Here is a 16013-nt window from a genome sequence, read left to right as displayed (position 1 = left end):
CCGACCCATCAACACCTCCATGATCGAGGTGTTGCGACGACCAGTTGAATCCGCCAACTACACGTCGTTCCGATTCTCGGCCCGCCTCGAGGACCACGGGATTCTTGCGTCGATGGGTTCGGTGGGCGATTCCTACGACAACGCGCTGATGGAGAACTTCTTCTCCACCCTCAAGACCGAGCTCGTCTACCGCCGAACCTGGAGGACCCGCGAGCAGGCCGAGAACGCCCTGTTCGCCTACATCGAGACATCTCACCAACCGAAGCTGTCAACCAGCCGTGGCTGTACTCGTGGTGGCGGTCCTGGGCACCGGCGCGACGGCGGCGCGGTCGGGGTCGTAGAGCTGGCCGGTGACCAGGCAGTGGTGGAGCTTGCCGAGCATGGTGTTGAACAGCTTGCGCAACGCGGTGACGTGCCGGCCGCGCGGCGGGCGCGGTAGCGCTGTTCCCAGTCCGGATCGTGGCGGACCGCGGCCAGCGCCCAGACGTATCCGGCGGCGGCGAGGCGATCGTTCTTGGCGCGGCGGGCGTGGATGAACGTCGAGCGTCCCGAGGCGCGGGTGACCGGCGCGGCGCCGGCGAAGGCCTTGAGCGCTCGACCGTCGTCGAAACGGGCCGGGTCGTCGCCGATCTCGGCGAGCATGCGCGCTCCGAGCACCGATCCGAGACCCGGGAAACTGGCCACGACCGAGGCCTGGCGATGGTCGTTGAAGGCCCGCTCGATGTGGTTCTCGAGCTCGGCGAGCGTCGCAGCGAGGGCATCGAGCTGGCCGATCAAGCCGCGCAGCTGCACACCCAGGGCCTGCTCGACCGCGCCGGGCTGGCGCATGTGCTCGCGGCCCAGCAACTCACGCAGCCGTTCGGCCTCGGCCTCGATGCCGCGTTGCCGGCCGGCTTTGCGCAGCAGCGCGGCCAGCCGCCGCGGACTCAGCGCCCGAGCGTCGGTGGGGGTCGGCGCGACCGCGAGGATCGTGCGAGCACTCGCGGAGTCCAGCCGGTGCTTGCCGCCGCGTTCGAAGGCGGCCAACGCGGCGGGGAAGAACTCCTTGAGCAGCGCCCGGACCCGGTTGGTCAGCGCGGTGCGGTCCTCAACGGCGTCCTGCTGGGCGCGGGTCAGCGCGCGCAGCATCTGGACCTCGAGGCTGTCGGCGGGCAGCGCGCGATGCGCCTCGCGGTCGGTGCGCAGGATGTTGGCCAGCACCATCGCGTCGAACGCGTCGGACTTGCCGCGTGAGGAGCGGTAGCGGTCGCGATACCGCGACACCGCCAATGGGTTGATCGCGAACACCACCCGCCCCGCGGCCCGCAGCCCGGCAACCAGCAGCCCCTTGCTGGTCTCGATGGCCACCTCGAGCCGACCGTCGACCGGGTCGTGCTCGGCGAGCAGTTCCAGAACCCGCGCCAGGCCCGCCGCGGAGTGGTCCACGCGTTCGGCGACAACGACAGTTCCCTGCTCGTCGACGAACGCCACGTCGTGATGGTCATCGGCCCAGTCGATCCCGCAGCTCACCGCCGCCACCCGGTCTCCTTGTGTTATCTGGTCGGCCCGGGGCGTCCGCGCCCTAATGGACGGTGCTCACGGCACAACAACTCACCGGCGATCCACCCCGCGATCGGCAGCGCCCCAGCTCGGATGAGACTCGGTCGGTCTCGCGATGACGATGTCCACCGACCCGATGGGCGTCGGTGTCTCGGCGCAGCCGCCGACAGCCAGCAGCACGATCAAGGACGAGGCCAGGCCCGCGAGCCGTCGCTCCGGACCCTGACCGAGGCTCCATGAACTCCACGTTGCCACCCGCACCCCTCCCGGACATTCAGATCCGACACCCGCGTCGCGCCGCGGCTCGGAGAGGCGGGTTGCCCGACGTCGCCGGTCCCCCGACGCTGTCCCACCTCGGAGGCGGGATGCGGGAGACCGCCGCTGGCGCCTCTCGTCGTGCACGCCTGCCTGGTGCCCGCCTCGGCCGGGCACTGCTGGCCAGGAGCGGCTTTGTCAGGTGATCGTCAGGTATCCGCATCGCGAAGCCAGCTCGGCCGGCGCGCTCGGCACCGGGACGTGCCGCAAGCGGGGAACGCGATCATCGAAGGCGACGGGCCGGCTCTTGGAGCGAGTCTGACGACTACCTGACGAAACGAAAGCTCGCCGGGTAGTGAGCCTCGATGGGGGCCATGCTTGCGGCAGGGAATCGGTGTCCCGTCACGGACGCGAACGGGCGTCCGCGCCGACCGGCCGCCTTCCTGACTTCGTGTGCAGCGGCCATCGCCGGTGTCAGAGAATCGTAAGGAGCCGACGCACGTCATGGTGTGACGATGGCCGGGGTAGCACCGACGAAACCCCGCGACCCCGCTGGAGACGTACGAGACGAATTACCTGCATCGGCGTGTTGCGCGCCGACGCTCGTTGTCGAGACCGACGTGCCGCAGTCGAGCTGAGCCTTCTCGCGAAGACTGCGTGACAGCCGGGGGCGGGCGATCGCCACCGCCGATTTCCTCGACGAAGGTCGTGTCCGACGATGCGGTGACCGACCCTTCGTCCAAGCCCGAGGTAGAAGGAGTCACGATGACCATTGGCAACCATTCCGTGGAGATGACGGGCGTTGATCGTCGCTCGGAGGCTCCGGTCGACCGGGGCACCCCGGGCTCGCCGGACAGGCTTGAGCCGGCCACCGGCTCACCCGAGGCCTCTCCGGACGCCACCTCCCCGGACGCCACCTCCCCCGACCAGCGGGTCGGCGGGAGCGAACCCGTTCGGAGTCGATCTGTCCACTGGGGTGCCGTGTGGGCCGGCGCGCTCGTCGCGCTGCCCGTGTTCTTCGTGCTGCAGATGCTGTTCCTCGCCCTCGGATGGCTCGATCTCGGGGTGAGCGGCCGGGGACAGGCAGCCACGGCCAGCGCCGTGAGCATGGTCCTGGGCGCGGCCGCCTTCTTCGTGGGTGGACTGCTGGCCGGCTCCACCACCCGGGGAGCAGGCTCTGGTGCCGGCCTGTTGCACGGTGTGCTGATGTGGGCGCTGGCGATCGTGGCCCTGTTCGGCCTGGGCCTGTTCGGCGGCGGCGTACTCGTGGGCAACGTCGGGGTCGCGGCGGCACTGGTGACCGCCCCTGAAGCAGCGCTCATCGTCGACGTCGCCCAGAGTGCGACCGGGTGGGCAGCCCTCTGGCTCGGTGTGTCCGTCGCCGCCGCCGCACTCGGCGGACTGCGCGGGGCGAGTGCACGCGGCGGCCCGGTCGTCGAATGATCGCCCGGCACCGCCGTCGAGCAGTGCCGGCTCCCTCGTCGATCCACTCCCGAGCCGCCACGTCCACCAGAACGCACGGCCGTCTGGTCTGCGACCGTCCCCTGGCTCATCGAGCGCCGCGTCGCGGCCGGAGCCTTCCACCCCGACCACACGGCGGGCGGCCAAGGGCTGATGCAGCCGCGGCCGGGCCTCTAGGGCGGCCACCTTCACTGTGGACGGACCGGGTTCCGATGCCCTTGACCACTGCTGCACTGACGCGAGAACGCGTCAAGGCGCGAAAGCTTTGCAAGAGGTGAAGATGCGACGCTTGATGCCGATGATGGTGGCCGTTGCCGTCGCCGTGTTGGTGGGGGGGTGCGCCGACCCCGGCCCCGAAATCCCTGAAGGCATGCAACGCATCTCGGGAACCGTGACGGTCACGGATCAATCATGTGCCGGGAACAGCTCGCAACCTCGGCCGGTGAACGGTGGTACCCCGGTGGTCGTGGAGGACGCCGAGGGTGAGATCGTCGCGCGCTCGACGCTGTCCGTCGGAGAGTCTCCATCCGACGCCGGCCTTCGACAGTGCATCTTCCCGTTCATCGTCGAGGGCGTCCCCGAGGGCTCGACCACTTACACCGTCCGCATCGGGGCGGACGCTCGCCTCGTCGAGCAATATTCGCCGGACGAACTCGCCGCGCCGATTCGGTTCATCGTCTGACGTCCTAGCCCACCAATCCATCAGCCATCTCCGTCATCCTTCGTCCGCCGCGCTGACCACCAGGGCGCCCCACAGGTGAGCGAGCGCATCAGACGAGCATGGCGAGATGAACTTCATGGGCCACCCTCGCCACGCCGTCGACCCAATCCGCGGCCTCGAGGGGCAGGAGGACCACGAGAGGCGGTACCAGCTTTGTCGCCGACAACCCAGTCGAGAACGGCTCACCCCACAGGCAGGGCGACGAGAGCCCGTCCCTGGGGCGGCACCGGCCCGCGCGCGGCTGCGCGACACGTGGGCACCTTGAGTGTGCTGGTCGGGATCGCAGTGCTGCTACTGACGGGGTGCAGCGACAGCAGCGCACCGACGTCAAACCCCGACCCACGGCCCATGGGCCCCGATCCCCGCCCCGGCCTCTCGCCCCCGAGCGCCGAGCAGTGGCTGGACAAGGTGTGCACCGCTCTGCTGCCCGCGACCCGCACCGACACCCCGGCCCCGCCGGTGGACCCGGCCGACCCCGTGGCCACGCGGGCGCAATGGGTGGACTTCCTCGACCAGCGTGCCCGCGCCCTGACCGCGGCCGCGGACGGCATCAACGCCGCCGGCCCGGCTCCGGTGGAGGGCGGGCAACAGGTCACCGAACCGGTGGTGAGCCTGCTGCGCGCTCGCGCCGCCGACGCGTCGGCCGCGGTCGAGACACTGCGTTCGGTGCCCTCCAACGCGGCCAACACGTTGCTGCGCACGGTCAACGAGGTCCGCAACCGGTTCCCGCTCACCGGCCCGGGCTCGAGCCTGCAGGACCTCGCACTGACCCCGGAACTCTCCTCAGTGGCGCCTCGGGTGCCCTCCTGCCGCACGTCCGGAGCGACGCCATGACTGGCTCGGCGCCCGGTCCCCGCAATCGAGCAGCGTGGCGATCTCGGCGCCCACCGTCGGCGAGCGGTCCACCGCGCCGTGCACGAGCCCTGCCCGGCAGGCCGCCGGTGCGCCCACGCGGGAGGTCACTGATGACACTGCGGGTCGCGCCGCTCATTGCGCTGCTGCTCGTGGCGTTGGCGGGCTGCGGCAACCCACCCGCAGCGACCCCCACCACTGCGGGGACCTCACCATCACCGGCACCTCCCGCGCCGAGTACAGAGAGCTCGGGGACGTTGGCCGCGGTCCCGGACCTCGTCGAGCGCGCCAGCCCCTCCGTGGTCACGATCTTCACCGATGGCGGGCTGGGCAGCGGTGTGGTCTACCGGGCCGACGGTGTGCTGGTCACCAATGAACACGTGGTGCGGGGCGCGACCCAGGTCGAGGTCGGCTTCGCCGACGGCACCCGCGTGCCCGGGACCGTGCGCGCCACCGACCGCACCACCGACCTCGCCGTGGTCCAGGTCGCCCGCAACGGGTTGCCGGTGCCCCGCTACGCCGACCAGCTCCCCCGACCCGGCGAGCTCGCGGTCGCCATCGGCAGCCCGCTGGGCCTGGAGAACACCGTCAGCGCCGGCGTGGTTTCCGGAGTCGGCCGCGAGGTGCCGGGCGCCTCAACGCGCGGCGCCCAACAGCTGGTCGATCTGATCCAGACCGACACGGCGATCTCCCCGGGCAACTCCGGAGGAGCGTTGCTCGACGCCACCGGCAGCGTCATCGGCATCAACGAGGCCTACCTGCCCCCGGCGAGTGGGGCAGTGAGCATCGGGTTCGCCATCCCCTCGACACGCGTGGTCGACGTGGTCGACCAGTTGCTGGTCGACGGCACCGCCGACCACCCGTACCTGGGCGTGGCCGTGCAGCCCCTGACCGGCGCACTACGCGATCTGCTGGGGGTCGCCGCGCAGCGCGGTGCGGTCGTGCTCGACGTCGCCCCTGCCGGGCCCGCCGCAGGCGCCGGAATACGCCCCGGAGACGTCATCACCCGCGTCGGCTCCAGCGAGATCGCCACGGTCGGCGAGCTGCTCGGCGCCCTGCGCGGCACCCGACCCGGACAACAGGTACCCGTGGTCGTTCAGCGCGGACCGCAGTCCACCACGCTCACCGTGACCATCGGACAAGCTCCGGGCTGAGCGCCGCTTCCGGGTCGAGGACGGGCTCGGCACTCGAGCTCGCACGGTCGGCGCGCGATGCGGAGTGAGCTGAGCCAGAGTTCCCGGTCATCGGGAGCTCCTCAGCCCGCGGGAGGGAGGGCTCCGTAGCGACGCAACAGGTCGAGCACGTCGGGTAGGTCGTCGAATGCCGCCGCCACGTCCGCTGGGCGGGTGACGGCGTGCGCGTGGCGCGCGATGTGGCCGCGCAGTGCAGCGTCGAAGCGGTCGGGGCCGGCTTGCGCCCGCGCGGCGAGCAGCGCGGCCGCGCCCTGCCGGTACACCCCCTGGTAGTAGGTGCCGAATCCGCGATCGCCCCACTCGGCCATCGGGTCCCCGAGATCGCCGCGCACCCGGTCGGGAATGGCCTCGAGGTCGTAATAGCTTCGATCGGTCGCGCCGCCGAGAGAGGCCTCGGCGTAGGACGCGAACGCTTCGTCGAGCCAAGGGTCGCGGGCTTGGTTGCCGCCGACCAGGCCGTAGAACCACTGGTGGGCGAGCTCGTGGGTCGCGAGCCCCGTGAGGTTCTCGGGCCGGGTGTCGCCGAACTGCAGGGCGCCGGGGAACTCGATGCCCGACGACTGCGCAGGTGCGATCGCTACCCACAGATCGGGGTACGGGAAGCGGCCGAACCGGCCGGTCAATCGCTGCAGGGCCCGGTCGAGCTCGCCCGCCCACTGCTCGGGCTCCACGCGCGTGCCGTCAACCGGGGTGAACAAGTGCAGACGGGTGCCGGTGATGTCACGCTCGAGCACCTCGTAACGCCCCACCGCCACCGCCACGTCACGGACGGCGTCTGCACTGAAGCGGTGGGTCCTCGTCCCGGCGCGAGGCCCAGGGCGCTCGCCCTGAGCCTGACCTGTGCCCGCGACCCGCATGCCATCAGGAACCGAGACCGTGAGGTCGCTGAGACGGAACACTTCGCTGGTGGCTGTCTCCCCCGCGATGTCCACGGCGTCCTCTCGGGCCCACCCCTGTCCGCGGACCCACGCGAGCAGCGGGAACCCCGACCCGAACCACGCGGTACCGGTCTCCGGCGACACGCCCAACCGTTCGTCGGCGTTCTCCCCGAGACGCAGCGCGAAGTCGAGCTCGGCGCGGATCCCCTCGCCGGCGGGCACGCACTGCGGGAGCGGGAGCTCCACGAGCGTCCCCGGCACACCATCGGGAGCGCCCGCTGGAAGCACCCGGGGCTGGACATGACGACCGTCCACGATCGCGCCGGTGACCTCGAGTTGGTTGCCCGCGCGCGCTGCCGACGGCTTGTTGGGCCACGCCCGAAACACCAGCTCACACACCCGCCGGCCGAGCGTGAGCGACACCGTCTCCCTCCCCGCGACCGAACGCAGGTCGGGAGCGACGTCGAAAGCCAGGCGCACCACCGGCCGCTGCGGCCACGCCGCTGCCGGTGCAGAAGGGGTGTCGGCACAGCCGGCCAGGACGAGCAACGAGCTCGCGACGACGACGCCGATCGCTCGAAGCCGGGCGGGAATCATGCCGAGGTCACCCGCCGAGGCCAGGTTGCAGCGAGCTTGCACAGGCCGACGTGGCGGGAACCCGGCAGCTCGCCGACCCTGCATCGCTTTGTCGGACCCGTCGGTGCCGCGGACGGGGGTGCGCCGAGACGCATCGCCTCGTGCTGGGACGACACCGCGCGGGCGGTCGTCAGTGTCGGGCACTCTGGCGTGGGTGGATGCTGCCGTGGATGTGATCGAGGCTCCGGCACGTTGTCGGGCGGGTGACCGGTGACGGCGTGCGTCGTGCTGGGGCACAAGTACCGGTTCACCGCTGAGAACGAGGTGCTGGTCTGGTCGTGCTCGCGTGGGTGCGGAGCGGGTGGCAACAAACGCTATTCCTCGGCCGCGGACGCGCGGCGCTATGCGGCGGCGTTCGATCGCCCCGACTCGGAGGACCTGGGGCGCAACGCTCCCGTGCTCGGGATGTGGCCGCTGCGGGTGTGGCGAGCGATGACACGGTCACGACGACGCCGCCCTTAGGTCTGTCGCCGGTCACGGTCGACGGCACCCGGAGCGCCGTCGGTCGGGCCGTACGTCCGGCGCGACAGCCTCCGGACGCGGCCTTCCTCGACAGCGGCGTCGAGCGCGGCTCCAAAGCGGCCGGGGCCCAGTACCGCGCTCCTACGAGGCGGGACAGGTCGTGCCAATCGATGGCGCCCTGCTCCGACACTGCCCGCGCCACGGTCTCGATCTCGTGGTCGAGGGCGTGCTCGCTGTCGCCCGGTGCGGCATTCAGTCCACCCAACGGAGGACTCAGGGACGGACCGGGACCCGGCTGGAAAGCGCCGCAGCCCGTGCCGTTCGCGCTCGGCCCGATGGGCTGTGCGCCGGCGGACCCGCTCCTCGAGTTGGTCCGCGCGCCGCTCGCGCTCGGCGCGCGCGGCCTGTCGCTTCTCGGCCTGCTCGGCGGCCTCGCGGTGAGCTCGGGTGATCCCAGCGGCGGCGCGGTGCTCGGCCGCCTGGAGGTGCTGCTCCGCGGCCAGGGCCCGTTGCTGCAACCCGCTGGTGCGGTCGCCCGCTGAGCTGCGTCCCTCCGCGAGATCAGTCTCTACGCGAGACCGCTCGTCGTGCACCTCCGCCCACGCGGTGTGCATCGCGCTGCGAGCGCGAGCGACCTCGTCTGGGCCCAGACAACTCAGTTCGTCTCCGCCGTCACGCGTACTCGCGACCTCGCCGGACTCGTCGGACTCCGGCTCCTGTTGGTCGACGAGTACCTGCTCGGCCAGCGCGCGTTGCGCCGCGGCTCGAGACCTCTCGGCGGCCGCGCGGGCCAGCGCACGGTGGCTAGCGGCCGTGCCGTCGTCCTCGGCGACCAGGGCCGCAGCCTCATCGGCGTGAGCCAGTGCCCGGTGCTCCGCGGCTCGGGCTCGATGAGTGGCCGCCCCTGCGGCGTGCCCGTCCGCCTCATCGGCGAAGGCGAGTTCCTCCTGGGCGATGGCCTGCTCGTCGAACTCCAGGGCGCGGAGATCGTCGATCTCGGCGAGGGTCTTCTCGACCCGCTGGCGGTCGACGCCGTCCGTCGACATCGCCGCCTCACTCGAACCAGTCGGGGCGTCACCCCAGGAGGCAATCGCCAGCTCGTGGACCGCGGCGCGATGCTCAGCCGCACGGGCCCGGGCGAGCGCGGCCTCCTCACGGGACCGACGGGCCTGGGCCGGTCGGTCCGAACGCCCCGCCCCCTGCCCTGAGCGCCCGGGCGGCCCCGTGGTGTCGGCGCTCTCGGCCTCGTGGGCCGTCAGAGGCGCGGCAATCGCCTCGAGGTCCGCGCGCTCCGAGCGCACCCCGAACGCGATCTCGGCCAGTCCGCCGAGGGCCATCACGCCCGCACCGACGAGGAATGCCACCGCGACCAGGTCCGGGTCGTTGCTGCCGATCAGTTGACCGAACAGCAGCGGGCCGGTGATCCCGCCGACGGCGGTGCCCACCGCGTAGAAGAACGCGATGGCCAGCGCCCGGGTCTCCATCGGGAAGATCTCGCTGACAGTGAGGTAGGCCGCGCTCGCGCCCGCCGACGCGAGGAAGAACACGGCGATCACCATCGCGATGAAGGTCCAGCGCGTCAGTGCCCCCGTCACGAACCACCAGGCCAGCGGCAGCGTCAACAGGGCTGATCCCAAGTAGGTGAGAGTGATCATCGGTTTGCGCCCGACCGAATCGAACAGGCGCCCGAGGGTGAGCGGCCCGAGGAAGTTGCCCAGCGCGAACAGCACGAAGAACACCGGGGTGATGGCAGCCGCCACCCCGAAGAAAGTGGACATCAGCGTGCCGAGGTTGAACGTGATGCCGTTGTAGAGGAACGCCTGCCCGACAAACAGCGCGATCCCGAGCACAGCCCGCTTCGGGTAGAGCTTGAACGCGGTCCCGGCGATCATCTTGATCGGGATGGTGCGACGCTGCCGAACCCGCAGGGTCTTGCCGGGCTCGTCGAGCTCCTCCCCGGTCTCGGCCTCGACGGTGCGCTCGATGCCGTCGACGACCCGCTCGGCCTCGTCCTCGCGTCCGTGGATGAACAGCCAGCGCGGGCTCTCAGGGACGTGCCGACGCACGAACAGGATGACCAGTCCGAGCACGGCGCCGACGCCGAACGCCAGCCGCCAGCCGACATCGGCCGGAAAGATCGACTCGTTGAGGAAGAGGATCGCGAGACCGGCGCCGCCGGCTGCCCCGAGCCAGTAGGTCCCGCTGATCAGGAGGTCGACCCGGCCTCGGACACGGGCGGGGATCAGCTCGTCGATCGCGGAATGGATGGCCGCGTACTCGCCGCCGATGCCGGCCCCGGTGATGAACCGGCACAGGAAGAAGCACCAGACGCTGAACGAAAACGCGGTGGCGACGGTGGCCGCGATGTAGATCAGCAGCGTGGCGAGGAAGAGCTTCTTGCGACCGAATCGGTCGGTGAGCTGCCCGAACACCAGGGCGCCGAGACACGCCCCGAGGATGTAGATCGCCGCGCTCACGCCGATCTGCCCCGGCGTGAGACCGAGTCCGCTGTCGGCCTCGGTGAGCCGCGAGGCCACCGAGCCCACCATGGTCACCTCGAGACCGTCGAGGGTCCAGACCGTGCCGAGGCCCAGGACGACGCGCCAGTGGAACCGTGACCAAGGGAGGCGGTCGAGGCGCGCCGGCACCTGGGTCTCGATGGTCCGGGTGTGCACCTCGGTCATGGCGTCCTCCCTCAACGAGGTTGTTCCCACCTCGGCGGTGCGCGGCGGCATGAGGTAGCTGTGTCGGCCGTGCGGTGAGGCGATTCTTGGACCGCTCAGCGGGCCGCTGGCTCGTCCTGCTCCAGCTCGGCGTAGGGGGCGGCGAACCCGTCGCGAACGGTGCGCGCCACGCGTCGCCGCAGCCGCAGCATCTGCGCGATCGCCAGCAGGATGTAGACCGCGGACAGGACGAGGATGGTGATCCGGTTGACGGCCGGTCCCGCGGTGACGCTGACCGTGAACTGCACGGCGAACAGGGTGAACAGCGCCGCCGCACCGCGGCGGCTCAACCGCAGGTCCATGAGCAGGGCCACGGCGAACAGGGACTGCGCCGCGGTGATGAGGAGCTCGAGGCGCTGGTTCATGTCGAGCGGCAGTCCGTCGATCGTGGTGGCCGAGACGGCGAACACGAGCGGGATCGTGCCCACCAGCAGCGTCCACTGGTTGACCTTGCTCGACAGCAGGGTGCCCAGCGAATCCGAGGCCTTGAGTCGCATCGCGTAGAGGCAGGCCACGATCAGCTCGGGCGACTCGCTGGCCAGCGGCGCCACCCACTGCACGAGCAGGAACTGGTCGATGCCGAGCTCGGTGCCGGCGTCTACGAGGCTCTGCGCGAAGTGCTCCGCGGTGGCGAGGATGACCAGGCCGGCGACCGCGAACATCCCCAGCACCCAGGCGCGGCGGGCCCGGCGCGGTTTCTCCCCCGCCCAGGCCGAGACGCCGACCAGGTCGGGCTCCTGAGCCGGCGCCTGGGCCAGGCGCCAGGCGTACGCGGCGAAGATGGCGACGAAGACCGCCAAGTCCAGCAGCGTCAGCGAGGTGCGCAGCGGCAGCGTCAGGGAGTACAGGGTGGCCAGCCCCAGGAACACGACCTCCGCTGACATCGCCGGTGCGAGGTCGACCTCGTCGTGGTGCGTGGTCGAGCTCTCCCCGCCGCCGTGGCGTCGTGAGCGCCACACCGCGATCGAAGCCACCAGAATGATCAGCGGCCAGCCGACGCCGACCAGCACCCTGTTCGCGCCGGTCATGTTGGCCAGGGCCAGCGAGCACGGGTTGGCCCCACCGGGCAGCGGCACGCACTGCCCGCCGTTGGCCTCGTAGATCTGGCCGGCCTGCCAGGTGAACACGAAGTCGACCGCGTACTCGGGCAGCACCGCGATGAGGGCCAGCAGCGCGATCGCGAGCCCCGCGCTGATGTCGACCTGGGCGGCCTCGGCTCCCCACGAGAGCGTAAACGCCGCCCCGATGATCGCGACGCCGTACACCACTGCGGCCAGCGGCGGCGGCATCTCCGGGTGCGGCAGACCGAGGTAGGTGGCCGCTCCGAACACGAGACCCGGCATCGCGGCGAGCAGCGCAGCAACGAGCTGGCCCGGCGGCCGCCGCCGCCCCTCGGTCGTCATGGTCACTGCTCCCCTTCCGGGTCGCCGTCATGCTCCCCGCGAACCCGGACCGGTCGCGGCGAGCCTTGGCGTCGAGCGGCGTCGCGCGACGACTCCGCGTGTTCTCAACAAGCTTTCACCAGGCCCCACGCCGAGAAACGGAAGCGCCCGAGGCGACAGGCAATCGTCAGGTAGCAGCCCTTTGGAATCGGCGGTGACAGCGGCACGCGATTGTTGACAGGGCACTCGTCAGCAGCGACATCGCCGTCGGCGCGATCCACGCAGCGCAGGGAGAGGAGATTGGTGACAGAGCCGGGGCGAGATCATTCCAGTACGTCCCGACGCTGATCTGAAGCAGGCCACGCAGCACCCGCCCGAGGCGCGCGGCACCCCTCGCACCTTCCCTCCCGTCGGCTCAGCGGTCGACCCTGTCGCCCTCGGCTGCCCCACCCACGGGGCCGTGGTCGAGCCGTCGAGCCGTTCGCGGAGAGGCCGCTCCGAGTCTCCGACTCAGAGGAGCAGCGCGATCGCGGTGACAGCCGTGATCACGGACAGCACGCCAGCCGCAACCGAGAACGACAGGTCCCGATCGCGTGACGCACGTCGATCGCTGGTCTTCCGCAGCCGCCACATCGACACGACCCACAACGCCATGAAGACATATGCCGCTCCGGCCAACGCGTAAGTCCACATAGTTCGAGGGTGACCGACCGATCGGCACCGCGACCTGACGATCGTCCGACAGCCGTTCCTTCTCGACAAAGAACGTTCCAGATCGTCAGAGATATGTCGCCGCCAACTCTGCTGGCCCTGGACCGACGCGCCTTCGTCCACGGCGAGGCTGACGGTCGGGACCCTCCTAATGAGCTCACGACTCCACAGACGAGGCGGGCCGCAATCTCCGCGAATCTAGGTGTGACCTTCCTCTTCAGGGTGCGGACGAGCCATCCAAAGGCCTTGGAGGCGCCAATGCCGTGCCGTGAAGGCACCTTCGGCCTGAGCGAAGACGTCGCGCGACGCCAGCCCGGGACGACCGGGTGGACCGCCCTGGCGTGTCCCAGAGCTATCGGCCGGGGTGCGCGGGTGGGGCCGGTGGTGACGGTACTGGGCGGCTTCCAGCTCGGCGGGTGAGATGTCGCCGCAGGCAGCTCGCTGAGCACGGTGCCAGTCGACGGAGTCGTCATCGGAGCACCAAAGCCGCCCACCCGAGGTGTGGCTCCTGTCCTCGAGCGGTCTACCAAGACCATGTCAGGAGTCGTGGGCGTCCCCGGACCCGCGCTCGGCCGCGGTCTCGACCTCGTCGACGAGCCGTGCGGCGACGGCCGGTAGTCGCGTGTTGCTCTCCTGCGAGAGCCGCACGAGATGATCGAACGCGGAAGTGGAGTCGATGCCCTGGCGGGTCATGAGCACGCCCTTGGCCTGTCCGATGACATCGCGGGAGGCCAGCGCGCGCTCCAGCGCGGCAGCGCGGTGGGCCGCCGGGAGGGCGACGGCGAGCGGGGCGGCGAACGCCTGCGCGGCTGCGGCACTCGAGGCGTCGAAGATGCCGGGCCGGGGTCCGTAGAGACTGAACAGCTGTGTCCGTCGACGCGCGCCGCACGGCAGGACCACTGTCAACACCGCGCCCACGCCAGCGGTGCGGGCGCGTCTCGCCCAATGCGGCCACCGCCGCGTCGAGGTCTCGTTCAGGTCCGTCACCATCGCCGCCCCCGGCCGCGCCTCCATCGCCTCCACCAGGGGGCCCTCGTCCGTCGCGACGGCGAGGTGAGCGAGCTCCTTGACCAGAGGCAGGGTTGCGGCCCACGACCGCGCGTCGGCGTCGGTGAGTTCAGCGACGCCGCCAGCGTCGGCGGCCGGCACCGCGTGCACGGCGCCCTCGACGAGCCGGTGCACGAGCCCCTCCGCGCTGTGACGGCCCAGACCCCTGAACCCGCACAGGCACGCCAACGCAGGCGTCACTCCTGCCGCCTTCCCGCAAGCTTCGAAGTCCCCGCCGATGTCGATTGGGACCTCGTGCGCCGCGTCTCCGTGACGTGCCATGGCCGCCCTCTCCGTAGTGCGCAGGTCGGGCCGCTGACCGCTCCCGGCCCCGTGTCCACCAGCGTCGCCGCTCGAGGCCGGTCAGACCCGGCCAGCACCTGTCGCTCGTCTGACGTTCGCCGAGTGGGTGCGACGGCGGGCGTCGTGGCTCGCGCCGTCGCTGACGATTTTCTGACGAACCCTCGACACGTCTTGGCGCCGTGACCGTCATCACCTGAGCTGATGTCCATGACCGTCGCAGCCGCCGTACCCGCCGAACTCGACGTCCTCGCTGCGGGCGGCGCCTCCAGTGGAGCACTCACCGCCGTCGAGGACGCCATCGACGCCGTGTTCACGCCGGTCGCCGAGGGGCTGTCGGCCGTCGTCTTCGCCGAGGTACCGCTGCTCGGGGTATCGGCTGATCCTGGCGGCCCTGATCTTCACGGTGTACTTCCGGGGCCCGCAGTTCCGCAACTTCGGCCTCGCCGTGCGCATCGCCCGCGGCCGCTACACCGGCGATGACGAGCCCGGCGAGATCCCGCACTTCCAGGCCTTGACTTCCGCGGTCTCGGGCACGGTCGGGCTCGGCAACATCGCCGGCGTCGCCGTCGCGGTCACGATCGGCGGGGCTGGTGCCACGTTCTGGATGATCGTGGCGGCTGCTGGGGATGTGCACCAAGTTCGTCGAGTGCACCCTCGGCGTGCGCTACCGCGAGCACCACCCCGACGGCACGGTCTCGGGCGGGCCGATGCACTACCTGCGCCGCGGGATCGCGGAACGTTTCCCCTCGGCGTTCGGCCGCAACCTCGGCAAGCTCCTCGCCGGTCTCGCCGCGGTGTTCATCCTGTTCTTCGGGGTGGCCGGCGGGAACATGTTCCAGGCCAACCAGACCTTCGCGCAGCTCAGCGAGGTGACCGGCGGCGAGGCCGGCGTTCTGGGCGGCGACGGCGCGGCGCTGGTCTTCGGCGTCGTCCTGGCCCTCGTGGTCGGCCTGGTGATCTTCGGCGGCATCCGGTCGGTCGGCAGGGTGACCAGCCGGCTGGTCCCGGCGATGGCCCTGGTCTACGTCTCCGCGTGCCTGATCGTGCTCACGGTCAATCTGCCGCTCGTCCCCGCCGCCGTCGGCGCGATCATCAGCGGGGCGTTCACCGGGGCTGGCGTCGCGGGCGGGGTCATCGGCGCCCTCATCGTCGGGTTCCAGCGCGCCGCGTTCTCCAACGAGGCCGGGCTGGGGTCGGCGCCGATCGCGCACTCCGCGGTCAGGACCCGCTACCCCGTCACCGAGGGCTACGTGGCGCTGCTCGAGCCGTTCGTGGACACGGTCGTGATCTGCACGATGACGGCCCTGACGATCGTCGTCGCCGACACGCCTTACTGGCGCGACGCGCAGGCCGCGGCCGTCGCCGGGCAGGACCCGGCTGGGGTCTCCGTGACCTCCTCGGCATTCGAGACCGTGCTCCCCTGGTTCCCTTACGTGCTGACCGTCGCCGTCGCCCTCTTCGCGATCTCGACCATGATCACGTGGGGCTACTACGGCCAGAAGGCCAGGACGTACCGTTTCGGCCGCAGCACGCTCTCGGAGCGGATCTATCAGGTGGTGTTCTGCCTGTTCGTCGTCATCGGCTCGGTGCTCACCCTGGGTGCCGTCCTGGACTTCGCCGATGCGGTCCTGTTCCTGCTCGCCCTGTTCAACATCATCGGGCTGTACCTCCTCGCGCCCGTGGTCAAGGAGGAGGTCGCGGCCTTCCGGGCGGCCCGCCACTCGGGTGACGTGGTCGAGATGGCACCCGCCGAGCGCCGCGCGATCACACGCACCTGACGATCACCTGACGAAGGTGCTCCCGCTGCTCCGCGGGCCCTCTTCGGCTGGCCGAAGGCGGGTAGCGTTTCC

General features: G+C 70.9%; 9 protein-coding genes and 3 pseudogenes. 6 read left to right on the top strand and 6 right to left on the bottom strand.

What is annotated here, in order from left to right; translation table 11 throughout:
• Nucleotides 1-19: 19 nt before the first annotated feature.
• Nucleotides 20-235, top strand: a pseudogene (locus PH189_RS06815) (IS3 family transposase); the annotation flags it as partial.
• 33 nt (nt 236-268) lie between these two features.
• On the opposite strand, the pseudogene PH189_RS06810 reads toward PH189_RS06815, so the two are convergent.
• Nucleotides 269-1518: pseudogene (locus PH189_RS06810) on the bottom strand (IS110 family RNA-guided transposase).
• Nucleotides 1519-2502: 984 nt separating this feature from the next.
• Here PH189_RS06810 and PH189_RS06805 point away from each other — a divergent pair.
• From PH189_RS06805 to PH189_RS06790, 4 genes are all read left to right on the top strand, one after another.
• Nucleotides 2503-3237 carry a hypothetical protein gene (locus tag PH189_RS06805; protein WP_274187996.1) on the top strand — a complete coding sequence of 245 codons (735 nt, stop codon included), beginning with the start codon at nt 2503-2505 and terminating at the stop codon, nt 3235-3237.
• A gap of 298 nt (nt 3238-3535) precedes the next feature.
• Nucleotides 3536-3937, top strand: a complete 402-nt coding sequence (locus PH189_RS06800) for a hypothetical protein (RefSeq protein WP_274187995.1) — start codon at nt 3536-3538, stop codon at nt 3935-3937.
• A gap of 387 nt (nt 3938-4324) precedes the next feature.
• Nucleotides 4325-4810 carry a hypothetical protein gene (locus PH189_RS06795; protein WP_274187994.1) on the top strand — a complete coding sequence of 162 codons (486 nt, stop codon included), beginning with the start codon at nt 4325-4327 and terminating at the stop codon, nt 4808-4810.
• A gap of 131 nt (nt 4811-4941) precedes the next feature.
• Nucleotides 4942-5982: a S1C family serine protease gene (locus PH189_RS06790; RefSeq protein ID WP_274187993.1), complete on the top strand. Its 1041-nt coding sequence runs from the start codon at nt 4942-4944 to the stop codon at nt 5980-5982.
• 101 nt (nt 5983-6083) lie between these two features.
• Here PH189_RS06790 and PH189_RS06785 read toward each other — a convergent pair whose 3' ends face one another.
• From PH189_RS06785 to PH189_RS06765, 5 genes are all read right to left on the bottom strand, one after another.
• Complete coding sequence (locus PH189_RS06785; protein WP_274187992.1) at nt 6084-7448, bottom strand: M1 family aminopeptidase; 1365 nt, start codon at nt 7446-7448, stop codon at nt 6084-6086.
• 545 nt (nt 7449-7993) lie between these two features.
• Nucleotides 7994-10546 carry an MFS transporter gene (locus tag PH189_RS06780; protein WP_274187991.1) on the bottom strand — a complete coding sequence of 851 codons (2553 nt, stop codon included), beginning with the start codon at nt 10544-10546 and terminating at the stop codon, nt 7994-7996.
• Between the two features lie 230 nt (nt 10547-10776).
• Nucleotides 10777-12123 carry a sodium:proton exchanger gene (locus PH189_RS06775; protein ID WP_274187990.1) on the bottom strand — a complete coding sequence of 449 codons (1347 nt, stop codon included), beginning with the start codon at nt 12121-12123 and terminating at the stop codon, nt 10777-10779.
• Nucleotides 12124-12612: 489 nt separating this feature from the next.
• Nucleotides 12613-12795 carry a hypothetical protein gene (locus PH189_RS06770; protein WP_274187989.1) on the bottom strand — a complete coding sequence of 61 codons (183 nt, stop codon included), beginning with the start codon at nt 12793-12795 and terminating at the stop codon, nt 12613-12615.
• 555 nt (nt 12796-13350) lie between these two features.
• A complete protein-coding gene (locus tag PH189_RS06765) occupies nt 13351-13995 on the bottom strand; it encodes an ANTAR domain-containing protein (RefSeq protein WP_274187988.1) in 645 nt (214 codons plus the stop codon).
• Between the two features lie 369 nt (nt 13996-14364).
• Between PH189_RS06765 and PH189_RS06760 the strand changes: the two are divergent.
• A pseudogene (locus PH189_RS06760) lies at nt 14365-15941 on the top strand (alanine/glycine:cation symporter family protein).
• The last annotated feature ends 72 nt before the right edge of the window (nt 15942-16013 follow it).

This window comes from Actinomycetospora chibensis (assembly GCF_028737215.1).
In the GTDB taxonomy this organism is placed as follows: domain Bacteria; phylum Actinomycetota; class Actinomycetes; order Mycobacteriales; family Pseudonocardiaceae; genus Actinomycetospora; species Actinomycetospora chibensis.
Note: the sequence above shows the minus strand (reverse complement) of the source record. Positions and strands in the feature narration are given on the sequence as shown.

Excerpts from the sequence above, each read along its gene's own strand:
- PH189_RS06800 (WP_274187995.1), top strand. The coding sequence starts at position 3,536 with ATGCGACGCTTGATGCCGATGATGGTGGCCGTTGCCGTCGCCGTGTTG.
- PH189_RS06795 (WP_274187994.1), top strand. The coding sequence starts at position 4,325 with ATGGGCCCCGATCCCCGCCCCGGCCTCTCGCCCCCGAGCGCCGAGCAG.
- PH189_RS06790 (WP_274187993.1), top strand. The coding sequence starts at position 4,942 with ATGACACTGCGGGTCGCGCCGCTCATTGCGCTGCTGCTCGTGGCGTTG.
- PH189_RS06780 (WP_274187991.1), bottom strand. The coding sequence starts at position 10,546 with ATGGTGGGCTCGGTGGCCTCGCGGCTCACCGAGGCCGACAGCGGACTC.
- PH189_RS06775 (WP_274187990.1), bottom strand. The coding sequence starts at position 12,123 with ATGACGACCGAGGGGCGGCGGCGGCCGCCGGGCCAGCTCGTTGCTGCG.
- PH189_RS06770 (WP_274187989.1), bottom strand. The coding sequence starts at position 12,795 with ATGTGGACTTACGCGTTGGCCGGAGCGGCATATGTCTTCATGGCGTTG.